At 31.4% G+C, this 26,955-nt stretch carries 16 protein-coding genes; 11 read left to right on the top strand and 5 right to left on the bottom strand.

From position 1 onward, the window contains the following. Positions 1-68: 68 nt before the first annotated feature. Positions 69-1,223, top strand: a complete 1,155-nt coding sequence (locus KM029_RS25785; RefSeq protein ID WP_144077288.1) for a hypothetical protein — start codon at positions 69-71, stop codon at positions 1,221-1,223. A gap of 122 nt (positions 1,224-1,345) precedes the next feature. Here KM029_RS25785 and KM029_RS25780 read toward each other — a convergent pair whose 3' ends face one another. Continuing rightward, on the bottom strand, positions 1,346-2,764 hold the full coding sequence (locus tag KM029_RS25780; protein ID WP_144077287.1) for a sulfatase family protein: 1,419 nt from the start codon (positions 2,762-2,764) through the stop codon (positions 1,346-1,348). A 414-nt stretch (positions 2,765-3,178) separates the two neighbouring features. Here KM029_RS25780 and KM029_RS25775 point away from each other — a divergent pair, with 414 nt between their 5' ends. The 7 genes from KM029_RS25775 (at position 3,179) to KM029_RS25745 (ending at position 13,893) form a co-directional block, all read left to right on the top strand. Beyond that, positions 3,179-5,530, top strand: coding sequence for a glycoside hydrolase family 2 protein (locus tag KM029_RS25775; protein WP_144077286.1), 2,352 nt, complete (start codon positions 3,179-3,181; stop codon positions 5,528-5,530). An 18-nt stretch (positions 5,531-5,548) separates the two neighbouring features. Further along, complete coding sequence (locus KM029_RS25770; RefSeq protein WP_144077285.1) at positions 5,549-7,363, top strand: right-handed parallel beta-helix repeat-containing protein; 1,815 nt, start codon at positions 5,549-5,551, stop codon at positions 7,361-7,363. Positions 7,364-7,666: 303 nt separating this feature from the next. Beyond that, positions 7,667-8,068, top strand: coding sequence for an ACT domain-containing protein (locus KM029_RS25765; RefSeq protein WP_144077284.1), 402 nt, complete (start codon positions 7,667-7,669; stop codon positions 8,066-8,068). 311 nt (positions 8,069-8,379) lie between these two features. Then, complete coding sequence (locus KM029_RS25760) at positions 8,380-9,864, top strand: hypothetical protein (protein ID WP_144077283.1); 1,485 nt, start codon at positions 8,380-8,382, stop codon at positions 9,862-9,864. A gap of 22 nt (positions 9,865-9,886) precedes the next feature. Then, complete coding sequence (locus KM029_RS25755) at positions 9,887-10,612, top strand: T9SS type A sorting domain-containing protein (protein WP_144077282.1); 726 nt, start codon at positions 9,887-9,889, stop codon at positions 10,610-10,612. Between the two features lie 111 nt (positions 10,613-10,723). After that, a complete protein-coding gene (locus KM029_RS25750) occupies positions 10,724-12,982 on the top strand; it encodes a beta-galactosidase (RefSeq protein WP_158631273.1) in 2,259 nt (752 codons plus the stop codon). 125 nt (positions 12,983-13,107) lie between these two features. Then, entirely contained in the window at positions 13,108-13,893 is a 786-nt protein-coding gene (locus tag KM029_RS25745) for a hypothetical protein (RefSeq protein ID WP_144077280.1), read from the top strand. Between the two features lie 213 nt (positions 13,894-14,106). On the opposite strand, the gene KM029_RS25740 is transcribed toward KM029_RS25745, so the two are convergent. Then, positions 14,107-15,528, bottom strand: a complete 1,422-nt coding sequence (locus KM029_RS25740; protein WP_158631272.1) for a family 16 glycosylhydrolase — start codon at positions 15,526-15,528, stop codon at positions 14,107-14,109. 187 nt (positions 15,529-15,715) lie between these two features. Continuing rightward, positions 15,716-19,876, bottom strand: coding sequence for a hybrid sensor histidine kinase/response regulator transcription factor (locus KM029_RS25735; protein WP_144077278.1), 4,161 nt, complete (start codon positions 19,874-19,876; stop codon positions 15,716-15,718). 621 nt (positions 19,877-20,497) lie between these two features. Here KM029_RS25735 and KM029_RS25730 point away from each other — a divergent pair. Continuing rightward, positions 20,498-21,412 (top strand): family 16 glycosylhydrolase, encoded by a 915-nt coding sequence (locus tag KM029_RS25730; protein ID WP_158631271.1) that lies wholly within the window; start codon positions 20,498-20,500, stop codon positions 21,410-21,412. A gap of 50 nt (positions 21,413-21,462) precedes the next feature. After that, positions 21,463-22,917 (top strand): hypothetical protein, encoded by a 1,455-nt coding sequence (locus KM029_RS25725; protein WP_144077276.1) that lies wholly within the window; start codon positions 21,463-21,465, stop codon positions 22,915-22,917. Between the two features lie 56 nt (positions 22,918-22,973). Here the strand turns inward: KM029_RS25725 and KM029_RS25720 are convergent, their stop codons facing one another. Further along, positions 22,974-23,486 (bottom strand): hypothetical protein, encoded by a 513-nt coding sequence (locus KM029_RS25720; protein ID WP_144077275.1) that lies wholly within the window; start codon positions 23,484-23,486, stop codon positions 22,974-22,976. A 297-nt stretch (positions 23,487-23,783) separates the two neighbouring features. Here KM029_RS25720 and KM029_RS25715 point away from each other — a divergent pair, with 297 nt between their 5' ends. Further along, positions 23,784-25,289: a DUF1254 domain-containing protein gene (locus KM029_RS25715; protein WP_144077274.1), complete on the top strand. Its 1,506-nt coding sequence runs from the start codon at positions 23,784-23,786 to the stop codon at positions 25,287-25,289. A gap of 69 nt (positions 25,290-25,358) precedes the next feature. On the opposite strand, the gene KM029_RS25710 is transcribed toward KM029_RS25715, so the two are convergent. Beyond that, complete coding sequence (locus tag KM029_RS25710; RefSeq protein WP_144077273.1) at positions 25,359-26,876, bottom strand: caspase family protein; 1,518 nt, start codon at positions 26,874-26,876, stop codon at positions 25,359-25,361. Positions 26,877-26,955: the final 79 nt, after the last annotated feature.

Here is a 26,955-nt window from a genome sequence, read left to right as displayed (position 1 = left end):
GAGTATTGAAATAATACGATTTAATACGTATATTTGTATGCTAATTAACTATTACTGCTCGATATATCATGAACCTGAATAAGCAATTACTTGCAATACTCTTCTTAGTATTATTCTCCACTTCCTGTAATCTTTTTAAAGATGATGAAACAGTTGAAGATGAAGTAGAAAAAGAAATTTCTATAGATAACTTTACGTCCTCATTTGAACAATATTTCACTTTCTTTTTAAAGGAGCCGATTACTTTTAAACATACTTTAGAAGGAAAGGATTTAAAAACTTCATCCATTAATATTACTGGTTTAAAAGAATTTGGGAAAAACGCTATTTATATTGAACATACAGTAAATGATGAGGGAATACCATTAAGTTCTGTTTTTTATGAAAGAGCGGATACAGGAAAATTTGTGGAATTTTTTAGGTCATCTTACGAGTTAGATGAAGAAGGTTATATTGAAAAGTATATTTCTAATGCCAATTTTCCAGTTGATATTACGTACAGTGATGAAGGGATTGTTGAAACGTTTGAGAATGTGAATTCCTTATTTACTTTGTCTTATGATGAGGACAATAAGATTACGAAGGTAATGGAAGAGAATCAGAACCTAGAGCTTGAAAATAAATATTACTACAATTCTGAGGGTATGCTAACACATATAGTTAATGAATATGTCGACTTAGTTTATGCTTATGATGATAATGGTACGTATACATCAAAAACTAGAACCGAAGATATAGCTGGTGCTGATAACATTTTAAAGTTTGCTTATTCCTATCGTAATGATGACCTCATTATCTCTAAATCGCATAGTAATTTTAATCGTGATAAAGTATTATTAGAAGAGGAGGAAGTGTATGCTATTTCAACTAAAAAACTGAAAAAAAGGAGTAAAAGAAAATACGGAGATAATGACATTTTATCTTTTACGCTAGATTACAATTACAATAATGTATCAGCAACATTAGAAGAAATTATACAATTAATGGGCTCTAATTCAAATAAGCAAAAGAAACATTACATTCTAACTCCTACAAACTTCTTTGATGAAGCAGAAACAATAGTAGAAAATTGTGAAGTCTCTAAAGATGGTAATTTCCTCTATTATATTGAGTTTTCTTCTGAAATTAACAGCGATGAGTTTACCATCAAAAATACTACAGGAACTGTTCAAGAGAAAAAAGATGTACCTAAGAGTTTAATAGAATTTATTGATGCCATATAATAACAACTGCTGATATAATGATCATAAAATTTAGATTTATGTTTTATGATTACTAAAAAAAGGACAAAGTAAAAGTACCTTGCCCTTAATATAAATTTTGAATACTAGTTTAGTTGTTACTATTATAAATTATCTGACTTTATTTTATCATATTCAGGATTTATGCAACGATCACCATAACGTTGATAAACAGCCTGCAATTGCTCTTTACTTTCAGGGTATTGCCCTTTGTCGTCTGTTTCTTTAATCCAATTATTTAACGTTAACCGGAGTGCGTCTAATTCCTTTTTATAAGAAGGGTTTTCAGCTAAATTATGAAGTTCATAAGGATCTTTTTGTAGATCATATAATTCTTCAGGAGGCCTAACATCAGAAAGCCATTCACTAGCAAATGGAACACCATCTTTATATGCTTTCATTAATGCTTTATAAGTTGGTTTATGTGATCGGTATTGCAACTGCATTAATGGTCTATCCGTCATGAAATTCTTGATATATTTAAACTGATTTGTTCTTACAGCCCTAATTCTATCTATTGTAAAATCACATCTATCTCTAGCAGCAATAATGTAATCTCTGTGATAACCTTTTTCAAATAGATCTTTGCTTTCCATGTAATCAGGTATACTAATTCCTGCAAGGTTTAGGGTAGTAGCGGTTAGATCAAGTAAACTAATTAAATCCTTACGAATACCTTTTTGTTGTAAAAGTAAAGGGTTGCCAGGAGCTGAAAATACCATTGGCATATGTAAGCCTGCATCATATAAAAACTGTTTATCACGCAGTAATTTATACCCATTATCAGAAAAGAAAACAATAATAGTATTTTCATATAAACCATCTTTTTTTAGTTGCTCTATAATTTCGCCAATTTCATTATCAGTTACTTTTATTTGATTATAATGGTCTGCAATTTCTTTTCTTACAGATGGAATATCAGGGTAATAAGGGGGGACATTAACCTCTTTGGGATCTACTAAAACAGATGGTTTCTTGTGGTTTTTACCACCATATAATTCTATCACTCCAAAAAAAGCTTGTCCTTCTTTTCTATCATTCCAGCTACCTGTACCTGTTTTTCCAAAATGTTTTTTCTCCGTATATGTTCCAGTCCAATAATCTTCCCAATTGTAACTCCAATTATAATCGTCTTTTCCTGTACTAAAAGTATGGTAACCATGTGCTTTAAATAACTGAGGAACGACCTTTACGTAATCTGGCAACGAAGTGGTTACAGTACGTCCTGTTCTATGGTTGTGCATACCAATAGTTGTTGGCATTGCTCCAGTAAAAATACCTGATCGAGCAGGAGAACAAACAGGCGACATAGAATAACAATTTGTAAAAGTTACTCCATTATTAGCCAGAAAATCAATAGATGGAGTTGTAATGGTAGAATCTCCATAAATTGGCATCCAAGGGTCAATATCTTCGCCAAAAAGCCATAAAATATTTACTTGCTTATTTTCATTTTTCTGTTGTATGGAAGAACAGCCAATACAAAAGATTAAAAGTAATACTACGATTGATAGTTGTTTCATTTCAAAGGTTTGTTTTTAATAATCATGAGAACGTCACAAAATTCTCAATGTGTAATAGCAATACATTAATTGTATTAATGCTACATGTCAACAAATATTGAAATAATACTAGAAATAGAGGGTTGTATGCGTTTTTAGTTTGTCTGTTACAGTTAATTTATGATCCTACTTTGTTTAGCGTTCTTTTTATGAAGAATTCTTTATTTGTGGGTGATTACCCCATTTTACTACAACAAAAAGTTTTATTCGTAGCATAAAAACATTGTTGTACTTTTAAAAACACAACTTTTACTTAAAGGCACATTGTCTCATGAATAGTTTCTCACATTTGTAGTGTATTAAATACATCAGTAAGGCAAAATAACCTAAACTGAATGTAGACCAACACATACAGCACAAGAAACTATTGAGAAGATGAAACAATTATTACTATATATATTACTTCTAACAACTATAAGTTTAACAATTACTTTGAAAGCTGTTGCTGGTGATAAAGTACCTTTTAATAAAGAATGGAAGTTCAGTAAAGAAACGTCAGCGCTAGACTATAAAAAAGTAAGCAGTTTGTCTTTCGATGTATCGGGTTGGAAAGCAGTATCACTACCCCATACGACTAATATAGAGCCTATGGTTGTAAATAATCAGTGGCAGGGGATAGCCTGGTACAGAAAGACTTTTTTTATTGATGAAACAAAGCAAGGCAAGAAGTTCTTTATAGAGTTTGAAGGGGCAATGAATATTGCTGAAGTTTGGGTAAATGGTCAGTTTGTAAAAAAACATATTGGTGGGTATTTACCTTTTGTTTTTGATATATCATCTTATGTTAGTTTCGAAAAAGAGAATTGTATAGTTGTTAGGTTAGACAATAATGATAGTGCCGTAACTGGACCTAAACCTCTCAAGATTCTAGATTTTAATACATTTGGTGGCTTGTATAGAAATGCATGGCTGTTGATCAAAGACCCTTTACATATCACAAATGCTATTTTAGAAGATAAAGTTGCTGGAGGTGGAATTTTTGTGACTTATCCAGAAGTTAGTACTAAAAAAGCTGTAGTTGCTATTCAATCAGACATTAAAAATCTGTATAAAACAGCTAAAAATGTGACAATTGTACAGGAGTTACGTTATAAAAATAAGCTAATAGGAAAAGTAAAAAGTGAGTCAATTTTTATAAAGAGTAATGAAAGTAGTACCATTAAACAGTCTATTACGGTAAAGAACCCAAAATTATGGGATACAGACTCTCCACATCTATATTCACTTATTACAAAAGTGATGGATGGGAAAAAAACCGTTGATAAAGAGGTGACAAAAATTGGTATAAAGCATATTAGTTTTGTTGGTAGAGATTTTTATTTAAATGGTAAAAAGAGGTATTTAAGAGGTGTAAATAGGCATCAAGAATATCCTTATATTGGTTATGCATTATCTACAAATGCAGAAATTAGAGATGCAATAAAGATTAAAAATGCAGGTTTTGATGTAGTAAGATTATCACATTATCCACATTCACCTTCTTTTATGGATGCCTGTGATTCTCTGGGTCTGTTAACTTTAGATGCAATTTTAGGATGGCAATATTATAAACCTACTGCTGCTTTTAGAAATCAAATTTTTCAAACGGCAAAAGATCTAATTAGAAGAGATAGAAACCACGCCAATGTAATTGCATGGGAGGTATCTTTAAACGAGACAAAAATGCCACTAGAATTTAGGCAAAAATTGTCAGCTATTGCACACGAAGAGTATCCTACAAAACAAAGTTTCTCTGCCGGATGGATGAATGAAGGTTATGATATTTACTTACAAGCAAGGCAACATAGAATTTTACATCCTGAAGCAAGAGAAGAGTGGAAAGGTCCTTATTTTGTTTCTGAATATGGTGATTGGGAATATTACTCTAAAAATGCAGGTTTAAATCAGCATCAATTAGATAAAACCACACGATACGAAACATCGAGCAGGCAAGCTAGGAGCTTTGGAGAACGAAGATTACTTATGCAAGCATATAATGTACAAGAGGCTCTAAATGATAATTTAGGTACAGAAGCATTTGGCGATGGCTATTGGGTAATGTTTGATTACAACCGAGGGTACCATGATGACTTAGAATTATCGGGTATTTCTGATCTTTTTAGGATAGAAAAATTTGCTTATTATTTCTATCAATCACAACGTGAGCCAACTAAACACATTCCAGTTACCTTAAAAATAGCTTCTTACTGGACAGATAAATCACCTTTGTCGGTAAAAGTATATAGTAATTGTGATGAAGTAGCGTTCTATCTAAATAATAAATTAGTGGCAAAGCAAAAGCCAGATCAAGATAAAAAAGCCATCAATTTACCTCATCCTCCGTTTACTTTTCAATTAAATAAATTTGAAAAAGGGACATTAAAAGCTATAGGATATATAGGTGGGAAAGCAGTTGAGACAACGTTGGTAAGAACACCAGAAAGTGCAGATCATTTAGTAATAGAAATAGATGAATCTAAAATTCCATTGGCTTCAAATAGTAAAGATGTTGTGTTTGCCTATATCAAAGTAGTTGATAAATACGGGACTTTAGTACCTGATTATAATAAAGAAATTGAGTTGAATATAAACGGAAATGCTGTTTTAATGAATAAAAAGGGCATAACTACAGAAGCTGGAATTGGAACGGCCGTACTTCAGTTTGAATCTTTTAATAAGGAATTGCAACTACATGCAACAGCAGAAAATGGAAAATTAAAAGGTAGTCTCCAATTGGATGTTAAGTAATTAAAGACAATTAGAAAAATGATGAATTATAAATATATCACAGTAGTACTCCTGTTTTTTATGCTTAATGTTTCGAAAGCAGAAGAGGTAATTCACCTTAAAGCAGAGAAAGGTAAAGACATGACAATGACTTTGAGAGCTGCTTTAGAAAATGTAAAAAGTAAATCGGTAAAAATAGTGTTAGATAATGCAACCTACTTTTTTAAACCAGATTTTGCTTACGAAAAGTATAGCTTTATCACCAACCATAAAAATGGTTTAAAGAAGATTGCTTTTCCATTCGAAAATTTTGAAAGTGTTGTGATTGAAGGAAATGGAGCAGAATTAGTTTTCCACGGACAAATTCTTCCATTTCTATTCGATCACTGTTCTTCTGTTCGTGTAAACAATTTAAAAATTGACTGGGACATTCCTTTTACCATTCAAGGTAAAGTGATGGCATCAGATAAAAAGGCACAATGGATAGATGTGAAAATGGCACAGAAAGGGTATTCTTGGCAACTTAAAAAAGGAGTGATTACCTTCCCTAATATAGATGGGTTTCATTACACAGGTTTAGGCAATACGCTTACATTTAATGAAACAACAAAAGCGGTGGCTCATGGTGCTTTAGATGAAACGTATAGACCAGAAAAAGTTGAAAAAAGAAAAGATGGAATTTATCGCTTTTATGGTAAAATGAGAAAGTATCCAACAAATGGAGAAATGATCAACTTTAAAGGGCCACACGAAGAAAATAGATATGCTCCAGCATTTCATGTTATCTCCTCTTCAAATGTTGTTTTTGATAAAACAGTTGTTCACCATGCTTTAGGAATGGGTTTTTTAGCCGAACGATCTGAAAATATTACAATAAAGAATAGTGGTGTTTATGTAGAAAAAGGTAGCGATAGACTTATTTCTTCAACAGCAGATGCAACTCACTTTTGTAATGTAAAAGGCAAGGTTTTAGTAGAGAACTGTCGCTTTGAGAACATGTTAGATGATGGTACAAATGTTCATGGAACTTATGTAACAGTAAATAAAGTAATTGATAACCATAGTGTGATCATTCGGTTAGAACATTTCCAACAATTAGGGTTTGAGTTTGCAGGAGTTGGTGATGAAATTTGGTTAGTTCAAGCACCAAATCCAGATAGAGGAGAAGTGCTTACAGTTAAATCAGTTGATTTTATTAATGATCGTTTTTCTAAAATTACGTTTGATGAAGCACTACCATCATCCCTAAAAATTAATGATATTCTTGAGAATAAAACATGGAATCCTACTTTTACGATGCGTGGCTGTACTATCCAAAATCATAGAGCAAGAAATATAATTTTAAAAACTCCGTTAGAGATTGTCATTGAAGATAATTTTCTTTCGTCTAGTATGTCATCAATATTATTTAGAGGAGAATCATTTTTTTGGTTTGAATCTGGTCAGGTGGGAGATGTATTAATTCAGAATAATACATTTTATAACTGTGCTACAAGTGGAGTAGAACATGCAGTAATGTATGTAACGCCGAGGTTAGGAAAAACATTTGATAGAACAGCTATTTACGATCGAAATATAAGATTTATCAATAATAAGATAAATACATTTGATAACAGAATTATTTGGGCATACAATACCGATAACCTTTTAATTGAAGGCAATCAGATTATTCAGAATACTGAAAAAGTGCAATTATTTTCAGAAGCACCTATGTTCGAATTTGTAAACTGTTCAGCTATTTCGATTAAAAATAATACCTATTCTGGTAATACAACTTTAGGAATTAAAACAGATAAGAAATCAAAAGAAACAATTGAGATACGAAAGAATACAGCGATAGAAATGATGGAGTAACTACTTATTTATATATTTCAAAAAATACCTTATGGGATTTTGATGATGTGAATTACTTATTGCGATAGGAAGAATTAATGGCTCAGAAAATTAATTCTTGATACAATTATTGATGATGTTAAATGAGAGGATTGTTTTTTAATACTGAGAATTAATGACAATACCCTTCCTCGATTTTAGCATCATTTTTTATAACCAATAAAACGTTTTTAAACCTAAATAAGTTTGTGATTAATGTGGGTATTCTACATCTTGAAGAAAGTAAAAACCTATTCGTTTAACCTTTACAAGACCCCAAATAAAATGTCAACAGGAGAAACAAATCTATCTAATTTAATAAAAGGAATGACTCCTAAATTAAATGAAGGAGAATATATATTTACCACATTAAAAACGGTAGATGACATAGATAGAAAAGATACAATCTGTGAGTTTAAAGAAGAAGAAGGAACAACCATTGTAATTGAAAAAGGAAAGGCAGATCAACTGAATTTAGACTACGATTATATAGCTTCTTGGATAACACTAACAATTCATTCTTCTTTAGATGCCGTAGGTTTAACAGCATTATTTTCTACGGAATTGGCAAATAATGGTATAAGCTGTAACGTGATTGCAGGGTATTATCACGATCATATTTTTGTGGACAGAAAAGATGCAAAAAAAGCAATAGAAGTACTGGTTAAATTGTCAGAAAATCAGTGATTTATGTAAGTGTTCTACGGTTAAATTTAAGGTTGAAATTGTAGGAATAGGTTTCAATGCAAAATAGAAGGAATCACGATAGATTAATCAACTTAAAGCAACATCATTTATACGTAAAGTAACTTAATTAGTAAGTGTCGCATCTAGTTTTGTTTTAAATGAAATGTATGATAAACATTTATAGATGTTTTCTCTAACAGTAGTATTGCCTGATCAACAATAATAACTTTTAGCGAAAGCTGTAAATGGAATGAACACTAGTGAATCTATATATCAATTTTGATGATAGATTCATTGTTAAACAAATTACTATGATAATTAAGAATTATTACTTTAAAATGGAGGTTTTAAAAAAAGCTCTCCTAATTTCTACTATTTTTCTCTGCTTTCAATTTGATGTTATTGCTCAAACTACAATTGGAACTCAAAAAGCAACTATTGGAACAAGAAATCTCACTTTTTTTGTGAATCGAGTTAAAGTAAAAGGCACAGCTACTTTTAGAAACGGTCAAGCCACTGCAAAACAAGTGAACGATGAAATTGAACGTCTTTCTGCATTGGGTGGTGGAGTTATTAAATTTCTATCGGGTACCTATACGATTGGTCAAATTCATCTTAAATCTAATATTAGAATTGAGGTAGCAAGTAATGTAACCTTTAAAATAGATCGTTCTAACGGAAACAGTACCTTGTTTAATTTAGGTCGTATTACAAATAAAAATCAAGAGCAAATTTTTAATATTGAAATTGTTGGAGCATCGGATAACCCCAACTCTTGGTTTACAATTGATTTAGGCAATTTTAATCCATTAGCAGATGCAACACCTTTTAAAGTAGGGTATGTGAAAAACTTTGCATTGTCTCGTTTTATCATTAAAGACAATTATACACTAAACCCTTCTGTATTTTTAGTGGCAGATAGTAGGTATTTAGGTAAGATTGATGGAAGGCAAACTTATGATTTAGAGACGTTTGGTCGTATTCCTATGCAAGGAGTGATTAAGAATGCGAAAGCTACAAAAATAGGTACTGGCTATGCTCTTGTACAACCTTTTAGTGGTAAAAGAATCTACATGGAAAACTTGAAAGGTAACCAAGGAATTACAGTTCGTCTTGAGCCAGGAAGTGGTAAGGCAAAGGATGATCTTAATCTTACAAAAAGTAAGAAAATGGGCTCAATAGATGATATATATATCAAAAATATATCAAATGAATTGGGTTTTGCTGCTCTTTTTATTAAGCCACATGCTAAGATTTGTAATAACATTTATGCTACTGGGTTATCAGCAAAAAATAGTTTGTCTACAGTATATATTGCATCAGCAAGCCTAACACCTCTAAGTAGAAGAGGGAAATTTATCAATACAAAATTTGAAAATATCTCGTTTACTCAAACTATAGAAAATAAGGTTTCGGGAGGTACAAATCCATTAAAAGTTGAGAATTACCCTGCAGATAGTGGTTTGGAAGGATTACGATTTATGACTGAATTACATAGAACTAAATTAGTTAGGGTCAGAAATTCTATGTCGCCTAAACCGGGGGCTGTGTCTTTGGTTGCTAAAGATGCGGGTGGTCAGCGTTACAAAACACACCCAATTGCACCGGTTATTTTCACGGCGAAACATTCCGCTACATCTATAGGTACAACACTAGGGAGGTACAATGTAGACTTACCATCAAACAGCCAAATTAAAGTGTTAGGTGGAGTATATACAGGGGCCAAAGTTGTGTATAGAAACGAGGCTAAAGTAATTATTAATGGTACTGCTGATACCGACTACATCCTTAAATAATCCTAACTAAAAAGACATAGAAATGAAAAATATATTTATAATATTCTTGTACTTAACATGTATAAGTACATCAATAGCACAAATAGATACGTCTAAATTTACAAATGAAATTCTCTCTTCTGCTAATTATTTAGTAGGTACACCTTATGAGGTTACGAAAGATGGAATTATTTCTTCAATAAATATTATTGGAAACAGTACTGGTACTAAGGTTAAAATGGCAATTTACTCTGATTTAGAGAATACCCCAGATGAATTAATTGCTGTAAGTGAAGTGAATAAACTTGGTAAAGGGTTGACTTCTGTAGCAATTGAACCTATAGAATTAGATGCAGGTAATTATTGGATTATGGCGGTTTACGAAACTACAGGTAAACATTTACTAGGGAATACTACAAATGTAAATAGTGATGTTTTTTATACAGCTTTAAATTTTGATAATGAGTTGCCTATCAACGCTCAACACTTTGAGAATTATCAAGGACATGCCTTCCCTTTCTTTTTAGATTTTAAACCTGAAAAGACAGAAACAAGCCTTACATTATACCCAAATCCAACGGTTGATTTTGTAAAGGTTGACTATCATAAAGAAAAATATGAAGTACATATTTTTGATCTAAATGGGGTTGAAATCAAAGTAATTCATTCTGAGAATAAAACATTGGAGGTAGATTTAAGGGGTTTTAAAAAAGGGCATTACCTTTTTAAGATAGAAAACCAAAAAGCACAATATGTAATTAAGAATTAATGTATGCCCTTGCCTGTATAAATTGTACAGGTAAGGGTACTTTTTTAACTTGAGATCTACTAACATTTTAATAAACAAACACCAATAATGTGTGTGATTAAGACAAATAACATGAGAAACTTTTTTAAACGAACAGGTGCAATTTTACTTTTTTTTGTACTACTAAGCAGTACCCTTTTGGGACAGGATCTAAATAATGAGATTGAAAATGAAGTTAAGAATTTAGAAGCTCTTATTAAGAAGGCAAAGAAAAAAGGAATTGATGTAACTAAAGAGGAAAGTACTTTAAGAACAGCGGATATTTTTAAGACTTTTGCCAATTGGGATGAGAAAAACATTGACTACAATTATAACTTATTCAAAACGCTAAATACTTATAAAGCAACGGCCAAAGAAGTGGCTGAAGATTTACCAAACTTTGAAAGGAGAGAGGTAATTATTATGCTTAAAGAGGGACAAGAAAATTTAGACTTGGCGTTAGCTGGTAAAATTAAAAAACAAAAAATTACTAGAATTGATTGGAACAATGCACATATAAAAGGCAGTGATATTGTTCAGAATGATGGTAGGCCCGTCTTTCTTTTAGATTACACATGGAAACCCAAAGTGCCTTATTTAACAGAGTATCATGGAAATTTAGATGGTTTTTTTATGACGTCAAATTATGTGCTTGATGAAAGTGGTACAATTAAACCAAAATTAATTAAAGACTTACAAACAAAGCCTACAGGTAGGATTGGTACTGCATTTTTAAATCATTTAAACCCTCCTAAATGGTTTAAGCAGAAATACCCAAAAGCATTAGAAGGTAAACGTAGATATTTTGATTACGATATTGATAACCCAAATACTTTAGTTTTACAGGAGTTATTATTAAGTAAAACAGTTCCTTTAATGAAAGGGAAAAATTATGCAGAATTAGGCTATATGTTAACCAACGAGCCACATTGGCACACTAAAGAGGGGTCTTGGGATACTGGAGGAGTTTCTGAGTATACGTTGATAAAATTTAGAAATTACCTTAAAGAAAAACATAAAGATGTTGCCACATTAAATGCTATTTGGGGGGCAACGTTTTCTTCTTTTGATGCGGTTCAAGTTACAATACCAATGAATGGAAATTTGCAAGGTACACCCATTTGGTACGATTGGATGCGCTTTAATCAGGTGAGAGGGAACGAGTGGTTTCAGAGTCTTACTGATATAATTCATAAATACGATCAAGAAGCCAATACGCATATAAAAGTAATGACGCATTTGTTTACAGAAAACCCAAGGGATATGGGTATTGATTTAGAAACTATGACTGAAATTACTTCTGTAATTGGCAACGATGCAGGAGCAGTTTATTCTGATATGTGGAGAAAAAAAGTACCAGAATGGAAGAGTAAGTATAGCTTTGATTGGAGACAACTTTGTATTAGTTATGATTTCATGAAATCTGTATCTCCTGATAAGATAATTTTTAATTCGGAAAATCACTTTATTTCTACTATTAGATTTAGAGACCTATACATGAAACCCGATTATGTTAGGGCTACTTTCTGGCTTGCAACAACATTAGGTTTAAATGCATGTCAGACGTGGTTTTTCCCAAGAAATGTTGATGGATCATTAAGAAAGAATACAAAGGGATATGCTGCCTCAGTAACACAGATGCCCCGTGTGATGAACGAGATGACACTCACTTATCTTGATATGAACGCCAACGCTATGGGGTTAAGTGCAATTCAGAAATTAAGAAAACCAGTACGTATTTTTCATTCAGAGACTTCTGCAATCAATATAGATAATCACATGGATGAAGTGTATCACTCTTACGAAAATTTAATGTTTGAAGGGGTAGCTATTGGTTTTGTTACAGAGAAGATTTTATCTAAACAAGATATGTTGTTATGGGATGTTGTTGTTATTCAAAATACCCCTTTTGTAACCGTATCAGAAAGAAATGCTTTGCAGCAATATTTATCTAATGGAGGTAAAATAATAATTGATAGAAAGAGTATACTAAAAGATGAATATGGTAGAGAATTGCAACCACTTGAAAAGGCTAAAGGTGAATTAATTTTCGCAAATAAAGCTTCAAATATTAAAACTTTAGCCCTGTCTAAAGTGACAGACCAACAACCATTAATTTTAGAAGAAAACAACGCGAATAATCATAAAGCATGTATGTGGAGATATGCGCAAGATGAGAATGGAAACCAGTTACTTTCTATTGTGAATTTAGGGAATAAAGAAGCAAATTTATCTCTTAAATTAAATAATGGGAATCCAGTAAAAATCAAGAATATAATTGAAGGTACTGATCATCCTAAAGACTTTAAAATGAAGCCTTTGGAGGTGTTGTATTTGGAAGTGAGTGAATAAAGCTTTTGTGAATGAAAGTCTATTAAGTAGAAAATGATCTTCTTAATAGACTTTTTTAATATTAATATGTTACATTTGACGCAACTAAATTTAACTCTTCAAACAAATAATTAACTATTTTCAATATGTTGAAAAAATCTATCTGGTTTTTATTACTTGCCTTAGTATCTGCTTGTTCAACTTTCGATGAAGATTTTCTTGATAGAAAATTAAAAGCTGTTTATAAAAATGGAGAATTAGCCTCTGAATATTTTTATAATAAAGATGAGAAAATTGTAAAAGTAATTCATTATAAAAAAATAGAAGGTATACCAAGTCAAGAAAATTTTGTAATACATTATTCTTATTCAAATGATTCAGTTTATTGTAATTATTACAATTTAGATGAAAGTGTTCTTAAGTACACTAGAATATATAGTAAAGTGTCTGAACTAAAGTATAAAATAGATTACATAAACTATTTAAATGAGAAGTATAATAACTATAACTACATTTATTATGAACACCCTCAATTTGGTTATAGTAAGCAAGAAAAATACCGATTAGATGGTACTATGTATGCTATGTTTGTTGCTGAATATATAGATAGTAATGGAAGTGTTAGATGGACTAGTTATAATTATAAAGAGGGGGAAAGTACAGATAATAACCCTACGACCTCTTATGACTATCGAGATAGTAAAAGCTTCGTTTACTCAAGTACATATCTTTATCCGGAATTTGAAAGGCAAAAAGGAAATAAAACAAAAAGGGGTCATAACGGATACATTGATACTGTTATTGAATATGAGTATAATGGGAGTTATCCTGTTTCTGCTATTGAAACATATACACCTTATAAGTATAATTCTCAAGGAGAATTTGAACCAATGGAAGATATAATTACAAACATAAAGTACGAATATTATTAGATACTATTTTTGGTATTTAACATAGGTATTTCAATATCTTATTTGGTCTTAAATGTATAACAAGAGGTAGCTGTAATTAGTTACCTCTTGTTGTTTTTGTAGCTAAACTTAATTTTAGCATACTAAGAAATAATAGGAAATATACATCCTTTTTAAATCTAAGTATTTTGTTGTTATTTACGTATTGCAAAATATACTGTAAAAAAATAGCTACTACTTCGCTAACCCTTTATTATGTTTAAACTCGATATCATCGATATACAAGAGAGCTTTTTTACTAGTGATAGTATTTCCTTTTAACTGAATTTGTACTCTGTCACCATTTTTTAAATCTTGAACCGAATCTTTATTTCTTGTAAATTTTTGAGAAACTTTTACCCATTTCCCTTTTTTGACATTTGATAAATCAAAAGAAATATTTGTTGTCGGATTGGTTAAAATGAGATCTATTTTTTTGATATCTGTATCTTTATCAATCCAAACTTTAAATTCTACTTCATTAGAACCTTTAGGTAAATCTAAAGAACCATACGGAGCGAAGATATTATAATTTTTGTCACTAAAATCACCTTCATAGTTAAAGCATAGGCTTAAATCCCCACTTGCAGCTTTATCATCTGTCATTCTCCAATGGTCTTTATTTGGAGCCCACCAGTTCATACTGCGTCCCTGGAAATAGAAAGGTCCTTCAAAACCTAAGGCATTAAAGTTGGGCGGTGTTATTTCTTTCTGCCAGATTCTAACATAATCAATCAAATAATCTGCAGGTTGTTCTAAATCTTCCTTGTTCGGTAAACCATACCATTCAAAAACTTCAGAATTGATCCATAATTCTTGAGGGAATTGATGCCTCCATTGATCCTTTTCTTCGAGTTCCTCTCTTGTAGAAATTCGTAATAATTTTCCATCAAAATAAATTTTAATGTAGTCTTTATCCCATTCAAAACCGTAAACATGATAGTCGTCTGCAACTCTTACATCCAATACATCTTCCACTTTATAGTGTTTGTGATCTTTGGCTTTTTGTGGATCCCAACTGATTAAATTTGTACGGTACTTACGTTCTAATTGTTCCGGTTTATTGTAAGGATTTTCAGCAGAAAGTTTACCAAAATTCTCTGTCATGTCAATTTCAGAGTGGTAGCCTGTTGTCCAAAAACTAGACGTAACAGGAGCATTAGCCGCCTTACTTCGAATTTCCATATAACCATACTTAAAGAACGATTCGCTCATTATACAAGCTTGTGTAATAGGTTTACTATTATCTGCTTTTTCTTTAGTTCCTCCATAGAAAACACCGTTGTTTTTCTGGCCTTTTATAAACTCAAACTCAGGTTCCCATTGAGACGTTAATATCAGATTCCCGTTTTCAACAGCTACATTATGATCTACGAATTGTGCAGGTGCACGTCCTTTCCATTTTTTTCTATAGTCACCGTTTTCACCTAAAATCCACCATTTGGATTTATCTAATGTTGTACCATTAAATTCATCACTTAGTGTTTCATTTAGAATCCATTTGTCTTTGTTTTCCGGATCAGAAACAGGAGAATGTTGTGCATTACATTCTAATGAATATAGATTCACTAGAGAGATAAAACTTAGGCTTAATGTTTTAATAAGTAGATTTTTCATCACAAAAAAATTAAACTGTAATTGTATTTGTTTGTGTTGTAAAGGTAGATGCAGTAGTAAATATTTTGGTTTCTGTAAGAACATTAGATGTTACTATACATTAAATGTTATCAATTAAAGTGATGTTTTTAACTGTTTTCTTATAAGATTCCCCTATCCAAAAATTAGTAGTGGATAGGGGAATGTTTTATGCTTTTTCAGCCACCTTTTTACCATATTTACTTGGTGAAACACCATAGTATTCTTTAAACATTCTACTAAAGTGAGTACGGTTTTTAAACCCAGTTCTTACGCAAACATCTGCAACAGGTAGGTTCTCTTGTACTAATAATTCTGCGGCTTTTTTCAGTCTATAAATTTTTAGTAACTCGTAAGGTGTATAATTTGTTATTGCTTTTACTTTTTGGAAGAAAGTAGTTCTATTTAAATACAAACCTTTAGCAAAAACATTCATATCTATGTCTTCGTTTTCTAAGTTCTCTTCAATTAACTCATAAAATTTCTCTATAAAAATAGCATCATCTTTAGAAGTACTTTTCTTTTCTACTTCTATAGGGAAATCAATTTGGAAACGCTCTCTTAATTGCTTTCTATTTTTTAATAACATCTGAGAAGTCGCAATTAAATGCTTCATATCAAATGGTTTAGAGATATAGAAGTCTGCACCAACTTCAAGTCCTTTCACTTGATCATCTACAGAAGATCTTGACGTTAATAAGATAACAGGAATATGACTTGTTCTTATATCTGATTTAATTTTCTGACATAATTCTAAACCATTGAGTTCTGGCATTAGAATATCACTAATAATTAAATCAGGCCATTCATCTTCTAACTTATCTAAACATTCTTGCCCATTTACAAAGCAAGTAACATTAAAATAATCTTTAAATACACTGTAAACAAAAGTTCTTAATTCTTCATTGTCTTCTACATAGAAAACATTCAGTTCTTTTAAACTTTCATCCATTAAATAGCTTGGTAACTCCAAACTATTTGGCATTATTTTTTGCTTTTCTTCGTCACTTTCTTTTTCTAGAATATCTTTAATTCTAACCTCATTCAACTGCTCTGTGCAATTAACTTTTACAGGTAGAGTTACAGTGAAAGTTGTTCCTTTGTTTAAGGTACTATCAATACCAATTTTACCAAAGTGCATTTCTACTAAGCGCTTAGAGAAAGCCAAACCAATTCCTGAACCTATAGAGTAGGTATTAGAATTTTCAGTTTGGTAGTAACGATCAAATACATAAGGAAGCTCTTCTGCTTTAACACCAATACCGGTGTCTTCTACTTTAAAGAATAGGGCGTTTTCATCGTGACCATAAACAATTTTAATGGTATCGCCTTCTTTAGTAAATTTAAAGGCATTGTTTAATAGGTTATTGAGTACAATTTCTAGCTTGTAACGATCTGCGGTAATAAATAACTGATTAGCATCTCCTTCTATGATCAATTTTTTAGATTGTAACTCTGCTAAATGATCAAAGTCTTTTTTGATATCCATAATCAAGTCTGTGAAATCAAAATTTGCTGTTTTTAATTTCAACACACTTTGTTCTGCTTTTTGGAAATCTTGAACCTGATTAACCAACTGAAGCATTTTATTTGATTGACGTTGAATTAAATCGAGATGAACAAAAGCATCTTGATTCGACTTAAACATATTCAGAAGCATTTGTATAGGACCTCTAATTAATGTAATTGGCGTCCTAAATTCATGAGAGATATTCATGAAAATACGTTCTTTGGTTTTGTTTAGTTCATCTATTCTTAAACGTTCAATATGTTCTATTTCTAACTCATGTTTTAAGTGAGTATGGTTCAGCATAAATCTAATTATGATATAAACGATACCTATAATACTTAAAATATATAGAATGTAAGCAAGTGGAGTTTTCCATAAAGGAGGATCTATACGAATATCTAATCGGATAGGGGCTGTCCATTTATCTTTTGAGTTAGACGCCATTGCTTCTAACGTATATTTGCCAGGAGGTAGACCGTTAAAAGAAGCATTTTTTGTTTCTGATGTTGTTTCTATCCATTCTTTATCTTGTGGTAATAAACGGTATTTTACTTTAAAGATTGAAGGGTTAGAATAATGTAAAAGTAACAGTTCGATAGAGAAAACATTTTCATCGTATTTTAAAGTAATTCCTTTTTGTTCATTTAAAGGTTTATCCAATAAAACTCTATCGTTTATAGTATCATTTACACTAACTTTTTGATTAAAAAGTACCATTTCTCCAAAAGTGAATTTAGGTAATGGTTTTTCAATTTTAATCTTAGTAGGGTTAAAATAACAGATGCCATTTCCTGCTGCAAAAACAATTCTATTATCGGATTGCTTAAAACCAACATTTTCAAAAGCATAGGCTTTAACACCATCTTCAGAAGCAAAAGTTTTAAATGTATTTGTGGTAATATCAAATTGATTTAACCCTTTATCAGTAGTAATCCATAAGTTGTTATTACCATCAAAAACAATTTTTTTGACAACATTATTATCCAAACCATCTTTTTCAGAATAGTTTCTGTATTCTAATTTTCCATTACTTACTTTATCAATTATACAAATACCTTTACCTTCTAAACCAATACAAAGTTTATTGTTTGGTAGAGCTATAATATTTGATACGTGGTTAGATGGAATTTCAGAATTTTCGTCCTTCTCAGCGTCATAATTGTATTGCTGAATATTCATCGTATTCATGCTTAATGACGGGTCGTTTTCTATTAGAAGCAGGCCATTTAGGTTTGTACCAACCCAAACATTATTACTAGCAGAGTCTATATGTAGGGTTTTAATATTGTTTGCATCAGATAAATTTACATTCGGATTACTATCCAATTTTTCTATGTATTCAACAACACCTTGCTCTGACATCAGTATTCTAAAAAGACCTATTTTGGCTGCTAACCAATAATATCCATACTTATCGACAACTACTTTATTTAATTTAGAGAAGTGCTTATTTGGACGGCCATTTTTAGAAACTTGAATCCACTTTTTGGTTTCGTTTGCTGGTTGATAATACCATTTACCTTTTCCTTTTGTAAACCTAAGCCATTTCCCTCCTTTATTATCTTTTACAACAGCCGCATTATTTAAGTTAACAGGGCTAGAATTAAACTCTTTAGGTAAGGGATCTATTTCTCCAGTAGTGGTATTAAAGTATACTAAACCTCTTAAATAGGAGCAAAGTAATACGTGGTCTTTATCCCAAACACAACCTTCTAAGATTTTATTTGTAAAATTTTGTCCACGAAGTTCAGCAGTATTTAAATCAGAATACTTGAAAGCAGAAGCATTTTTATCAAATACCAATAACCCATCACTAAAAGAGCTAATCCATACTTTATTAAATTTATCGTCATTTGGTAGGAAATCACTTACTCTCCCAATATCTAAATAATGTTCAGGTGTAATTTCACTAAACTTAATATTGTTAGGTAATTTAGCAGGATCACGAATTAATGCACATCCTCTTGAAAGCATTCCACACCATAAACTTCCATCGCTACTAGCTTCAATATTTAAAAACCTTGTAGTTGGAAAAATAGTTTTTTGGAAGTTGAAAGAGTAATGTTCACCATTTTTTTGTGTTGTAACATGATTTATACCATTATAATCAACAATATAAATATTATTGTCACAATCAATAGCTAACCCTCTAGAGGCACCAATACTTTCTGTTAATACAAAGCGGTGTCTGTCTTCTTTAATATTGTATGCGAGTAACCCTTTAGTTGTTGAAACTAAAAGAATTTCATTATCTAAGGTGATTGCATCAGAAACAAATTGAAAGGACTTCTCAATAGCTTCTACATAATGAGAACGTTCTAGTTGATATGTTTTTTTATTAAATAGAAGAATACCTTCATATTCTGTTATACATACGATGTAATCTTGGATAGAAAGAATTTTAGCAATAATAAAGGGTTTGTCATTTTTAATACCCAAGGTATTTGCTTCAATTACTTTAAATTTTTGTTGATCATATAAATAGATATTTAAACCATTTTCTGTGCCTATCCATATGTTTTTTTGATCATCTTGGTAGAGTGCTCTAATCTTGTTGCTTGTAAGAATACGCTCATAGTCATTATTTCTAAAGCTCGTAAAATCGTATCCATTAAATTTATCTAAGCCATTATAAGTTCCCAACCATATAAAACCATTGTGATCTTCTAATAAAGTAGTAACGCCATAGTGAGAAATCCCCTCATTCATTCCATACTTTGTTAATGGAGTAAACTGAGATGTATTGTTTTGTGCTAGTACACCTGTTGTTATAGATAATACTAAAAATTGAATAAGGAATATAATGTAAAATCTAATCATGTAAGTTAAAGTAAAGTCAAATGTTGAATCTTAAAAAAGTGTATGTTTATCTTCTTAATTAACACAGTAGTTAAAGCGAAAAAAATAGTAAAAGACTGTGTTGTTTTTATAATAGTGTGTTATAAATGTAGACAATACATTATGTATCAGCAAGGATTTAACTAAGAAATTATTGGATAATTTTAAAATAACTTTTCTTCTTGTTTAATTTCATTAACACGCAATTGTGTGGTGTTATATGGCGTTTGGTCAGTTTGTTGCTTCGCGTAAATTAAATGATGCTGTGCGTTAATTTTACGAGTGTAAATTGAGTTTTTAGGGGTGTTAAGTTAGTTTTTTTTCAATTTTAATTAATATTACCTTGAATTGTAAAGAGAAATTTGACGTTTAAGAATTAATTGAAAAATAAAGGGGCGAAATATAAAAGGTGAATATTTTTAATACTATTCTTATTGATTTGATCAATTAGTAGTTCATCAATTTTGGTAAGCGTCAATACTTTGTTCGTTTAAGAACATGAAAGTAGTTGATAGTTATTAGCCATAGTATTTATCTCTATATTTGAACGTCGAACTACAAGTCTCTTTTTGATTTAAATTTTAAGTAATGGAAATTTTAAAGATGACAAATAAAATAAAACTTAGACCTTATATTCTTACTCTATTGTTGAGTAATCTTGTGGGTTTAATTGCTTTTGCACAAAAACCACTTGCAACTACAAATAGTAAAGATAAGTGGGAAATTCAATGGAGTGCCTCTGATGAATTTAATGCAGAAAATCCAGATTGGAAAAAATGGATGCAAAAAGGTAAACTTCCTAATACAACCGCATGGAAATGGGACAATGATAGTAATGTTACTATTAAAGATGGTAGCGCAAAAATCACTATGCGTCCAAATCAGAATAACGAAGAGGATAGGAATACCTATTTTAAATCTGGCATACTGAAATCTTACAGAACCTTTACATATGGTTATTTTGAAGCAAAAATTAAAGGGGCTTCTTTAGCTGAAGGGGTGTGTCCATCTTTTTGGCTATTTAGTGATTTTGATAAAGAAGCCAAAGATGGTGAACCGGTTTACTGTGAAATAGATATTGTAGAGTTACAACAATTTGACTGGTATAATAAGCATCAAGAAGACATTCAGGATATTGATCTGAATTTACATGCGGTAGTGAAAGTGGATGGGAAAAGAGAATGGCGTAGACCTAAAAAATATCCTGATGAACAATTAAACAAGTGGAGAGCTCCTTGGGACCCAAGTGAGGACTATCACGTATATGGTTGCGAAGTTAACAAGAAAGAAATCATCTGGTTTATTGACGGTGTAGAGGTGGCAAGAAAAAAGAACATTTATTGGCATCGACCTATGAATGTGACATTGTCTTTGGGACTACGTAAACCTTTTGTAAAATTCTATAATAACAGAAATAACGCTATTGATCCTACTTCAGATCCTAAATCTTTAGAAGCGTTAAAACAGATGCCTACATCTATGTTTGTAGATTATGTAAGGGTCTGGAAAAAGAAATAAACTACTTACTTAATAGTAAGAACTTACTCTTCTAAATAAATTTTATTAAAATGAAAGCAAGCTATTTTTCTCTGCTACTGCTTTGTAGCATAGTATCTTTTAGTGTAGATACTTATGGACAATCAATTACTACTATTGATAATTATAATGACTGGGGATGGAAAACGAATTACGTTGCAAAGAACGATTTTATTACGGTAACGGTTGTTCCAGATGCTGGTGGAAGAGTATTGGAATATAACCTAGGCGATGTGAAATCATTATGGTTAAACCCTAAAGAATTTGGTCGTTCATATACAAATGATGACCATGTGAAAATGAAGGACTGGAGAAATTTTGGAGGGTATAGATTAGTACCAATTCCTAGAGATAATTTTGCATTGAATGCTAAAGGTGATAAATCGCAAAGATGGCCACCTCCTGTAGTTATTGGTGATGCTCCTTATAAAGTGCTCTCTGCCGAAAGTAAGGTAGATAAAGTAACAATTGTAGTGCAATCAGGTGTTCAGAATTTACCAGTACCAGTTTGGTTTGGCAAAGAAAAAAGATTTACTCAACCTCAAGTAGAAGAATCTATACAGTACACAAGGTCTCTCCAAATCGAAGATGTATCTAGTAAAGTATATTACATACATACTTTAAAAAATGTAGGAAAAAAGAAAGTGAAAAGAGGTATAATGCTTTCAAGTCAGCATGTTTCTTGGACAGACTCTTTACTACAAGATGGTGAGAATTTTGTGGCGTATGTTCCCTTTGATAAGGAGCATAAAATGAAAGGTGGAGAACAGTTTAGAATTGATGTTACACCAGAACAGCGATGGAGATACATTTCTAGAAATAGATTTCCGTTAGATAAAAATAACCCCGAACACGTAAAAAAGTATTTTAACAAAGGTACAAATTGGACGGGTGAAGTAGCTCCTGGAATATATGAAGCTCACTTTGATTATAATTTGATGGGAGGGATGCATATGATATCTTCTAAAGCGTGGATTTGTTATGTAGATAAAACAACATTATCTGCTTTTTCTAAATCATTTCAACCTTTTGATAAAACGCTAACCTATTGTGAAGGAGGAGATGTTGCAATCTTTAATAGTGGTATGGAAACAGGTTATTTAGAAACTGAAATTCAAACACCAATTTATACTTTAGCAGCAGGAGAAGCATTTGACTATCTTGAAACACATGGGGCTACTAAACTACTTAGTACGCCAATTTTAGATGTGAATGCAACGGGTATTATAACTAAAAAATTAGCACTGGATGTCACATCAAGTACTGTAAAAGGGGAGTATGGAACGTTTATAGAAGGAACATTAAAAGTAAAATTCCTGAACGGAAAGAATAAAGAAAAAGTACTTTCTTTAGGAAAAGTTTCTCCATTAAAAGGGATTGAGGTAAATCAGAAGATAGATAAAAATAGTACAGAAATTAAAGTAGTGATCCTAGATAAACATCACAAAGAACATTTACTTGATGAGTATTCAAAAATAAGTCAGTAAACAAAAAGCTACTTCTTTAATTAGGAGTAGCTTTTTTTATACGATTTTAGAAACCATTATTTTTCATAAAAAGGCATTGGAATATTATTAGATGTTCCTTTAATTAAAGAACTAGCTGTTGGAACAATTGGTGTGTCTTCTGTATGAATATTATTCTTACTTGTATTACCACCAATATATAAACTAAATGTATTTCCGTTAATTTCTTTTTTGATTACTAAACCCACATTCATTTCCATTTCAGAATTATAAACAGCTCCATTTTTAGAATAGCTGGTAGGATAAGTAGAATAACTTAATCTAGGTGCCGTATAGATATCAAATGCAATATCTTGAATGGTAAACAAAGGCATCTCAAAATTGATATAAAGGTTCTCTTGGAACGGTTCGAAAAAAGAATTGTTGTTAAAAAGAAAATTCAATTGCTGAGGTGAATAAAAATCAGTGTAATGAACATCTACTGTTCCTCCCTTCGTCTGAAAATTACTTAAAAGGTCTTGAGCGTTAGATTTTTGATAAACTGAAGTTATCAGAATAAATGCGAGAATAATTTTATTTAGTTTTTTCATGAAATTAGGTTTGTTGTTAATGAGTCATCTTTTAGACAATTAACTTACAGTAGTTGACAGTAATTAATACAAGATATTTCGCATTAAAATCACCTTTTTTTTAAGCATAGATCCAAATTGCAATTTTGATATTTTATGTATTTACTTTATTAATCAATAAAATTGATAACGAACAGAATCTGACATTCTAAAAATAAAATTTTACATTTTCATCTGTGATTATCCCCGTTATATCAACTATCAGAACAATAACAACATCTGATCACAATTGATTTAAACATTATAATCTACAATAAAATGAAAAAATATATAATCTCTTTATTCGTCTTAGCTTCTTCTGTTGCAAATGCTCAATACAAAATGTCAACAAATATTTCAGAAAATATTATAACTCCTGATACGGTAGAAACAACAGAAGGTCAGCTTACCTTTTTTGATGGTGTACCAAGTCAAGAAACAGTAAATACAGCCTACGATTTCATGGACAAATCAAGAGGATATACTGCTTTTATGGATGGTATGCGTTATGCATCTATTTGGGCATTGTATAAAGGGCATTACCAAATGGGAAATACAACCGCTAATTCTACTTTAATTTTTGATGGAATGATGGATTCGAAATCTCAATTTTTAACAGGCAATACCTCTACAATGTACGTAACAGGTTTTGTGGATACTAAAAGAGATGGAGTGGTAATTATAGAGGTTCCAACGGGTGCCTTGGGTTTTGTAAACGATATGGCTTTTGACTATGTCTGTGACCTAGGAATGGTTGGCCAAGATAAAGGGAAAGGAGGTAAATATGCTATTCTTCCTGTTGGGTATGAAGGAGAAGTTCCTGAAGATTGTTTCATAATTAGATCTAAATCGCATGTAAACTGGGTATTGTTACGAATGAGTGGAGATCAGAAAACAATTGATAATGTGATGGCTAATTACCGTTCTTATCCTGCAGCTCAACCAGAGTTAAGAGAAGAAATGAACTTTATTCATGCTTCTGGAAAAGAGATGAATACTATTCATGCCAATAATTTTGAGTTTTATAATGAAATTCATGAGATGGTACAATATGAATCTTTGTCTGCTTTTGATGAAGAACTTTTAGGTACTTTCCGAGCAATTGGTATTGAGAAAGGTAAGCCTTTTAACCCAGATGCTCGTATGAAAGCTATCCTTACAGATGCTGTTGCTTTAGGTAATGCAAGTGCTCGTTCAATTGCTTGGTATCCAAGACAAAAAGGAGTTAGCTTATATGAAGATAATGTATCGAGCAGATGGAGAATGGGTTATGCTGATAGAGATGTATTCTTTAATGACAATGGTGCTGTTAAAAAAGAAGCAAGAGATATGTTCCATTATTCTTATACTGGCGTTACTCCAGCAATGGCATTAAGAATTGAAGGTAAAGGTTCTGATTATGGTATCTCTTATGTAGCACAAGATGGTATTGCTTATGATGGAGGCAAAACATACTCGTTACATATTGATGCAGATGTGCCAACAGCAAGATTTTGGGCAGTAACATTATATGATACACAAACAAGATCTATGATCCAAACAGATCAAGAACACCCATCTTTGGATAGTAATCAGAAAAAATTAGTGTACAATGAAGATGGTTCTTTAGATATTTATTTCTCACCAGAACCAATTGAAGGTAAAGAAGGTAACTGGTTACAAACTATCCCTGGTAAATCGTGGTTTACAGTGTTCAGAAATTACGGTCCAGAAAAAGAATGGATTGAAGGTTCTTGGAGATTAAATGAAATTGAAGAAGTACAATCTGTAGATACTAGTAAGTAATAGGTTTTTGTAAAAAAAGAAGGCTGTCTCATTAATTTGAAACAGCCTTTCTTTGTGTTTTTCTTATTTTTAGTTGATGTCAAATAGTACATCAGAAGCTCTTCTTAAACCATTTTCACTAGCTTTTTCTAGATATTTGATGTAATCATCAATTGGTTTATCTAATTCATAATAATGTCTGTCGTTGTATTTTAGCATTGCTAGACCATACTGACTGAAAGGATCATTAAGTTTGGCACCTTTCTCAAAGAAATTGTAAGCCATTGCCTTGTTTTCTAGTTTAAGTGCAAACTGACCTGCATACCAAAAACTTTTCATTTGGTGTTCAGACATTGCTCTTTTGTATAATGTAAGCACTTGGTCATCATCAGTAAAACGATGAATATCTAAAGCCTGTATTGTTGCTAAATGCCATAAATGATCGTTGATACCATTTCTTTCTTCTTCTTGAAATACCTTAATTACCTCTTTGGCATAATATTCTTCTTCAGTAGTTAATTCTACTTGATGTTGCTGTTTATTCATTACCAATAGCCAGAACATACCTAATGCAGCATCTGAAGTAGAAGAATTATCAACAGAAGCATCTTGAAAAACTTTAGCAATTTCTTCTAATTTTCTTCCCGTAATTAAGAACGGTTCATCCAATTTATATTTAGTTACTCCAGTTAAGAATTTGTAGTATTCCTCTTCTGCTCTAAATACAAGCGTATTGCTCTTTGGACCTGAAGCTTTTGCTTTAAATACAAATTCAGAAGTACCCACATTTTCAGAAAACGACCCTAAAATTGGTTGCGATTTTAATAACCTTAAATCTTGTTTAATAAGTTGTGCAGTAACAATACTATCTCTTTTATGTTCACTAAGAGATTTAATCAATTTCTCTGCAAAAGGAGAGTGTTGTCCTTTAATACCATCAGAAACTGTGTTTAGTTTACCCGAGCTTAGTACATATCTATTTTTCTCTTCAAGCTGAAATCTTAAGAAATCTTCAGCAGTCATTTCTGAGTTTGAAGCATCATAAATAGATCTACCTTTTGTGATTTTATCGTTAAATGCACCTCCAAAACAAACATCAACAACCATCAATACTTGTTGTGATGGTAATTTGTCGGTAAGTGTTTTTACATCATGAAAAGATGCATATGTGAGTAAGTTGGGGTCGTAACCTTTTGTTTCGCTATCACTAAGAACAACAAAGCCTTCTTCATAATATTTAGTTTCGTAAATACCATGTCCTGCTAGATATAGTAAAAAACGGTCTTCTTTATTAAGAATATTATGGTATTCTCTAATTGCCGTTAGGAGTTCATCTTTAGAAGGAGATTTAAGTACTTTTACATCAAAATCATACCCTTCTTTTAAAATTTTTGATACTCCCATTGCATCATAAACAGGGTTGTTTAAGTTGTCAAAGTTTTCATATTCGTCTGTAGCTACAATTAAAGCGTACGCCTTAGAGTTTACAGGTAGAGCATTCTCAACAGTTCTATTTAAGGTAAGACCTCTGCTTTGTGCTATAGTATTAAATGTAAAGGAGTAGGTAAGAAAAGAGACGAGTAAAAACGTCTTTATAAAGGAATTCATTAATAGAAGTATAGTAAAGTGTTTCTAAATTTGTTTGCTTGTCTACAAATAAATAAAATATTTTGCGTATTAAAAAGTC

The organism is Flammeovirga kamogawensis, from assembly GCF_018736065.1.
Lineage (GTDB): Bacteria > Bacteroidota > Bacteroidia > Cytophagales > Flammeovirgaceae > Flammeovirga > Flammeovirga kamogawensis.
This window is presented reverse-complemented; position numbering and strand designations above follow the sequence as displayed.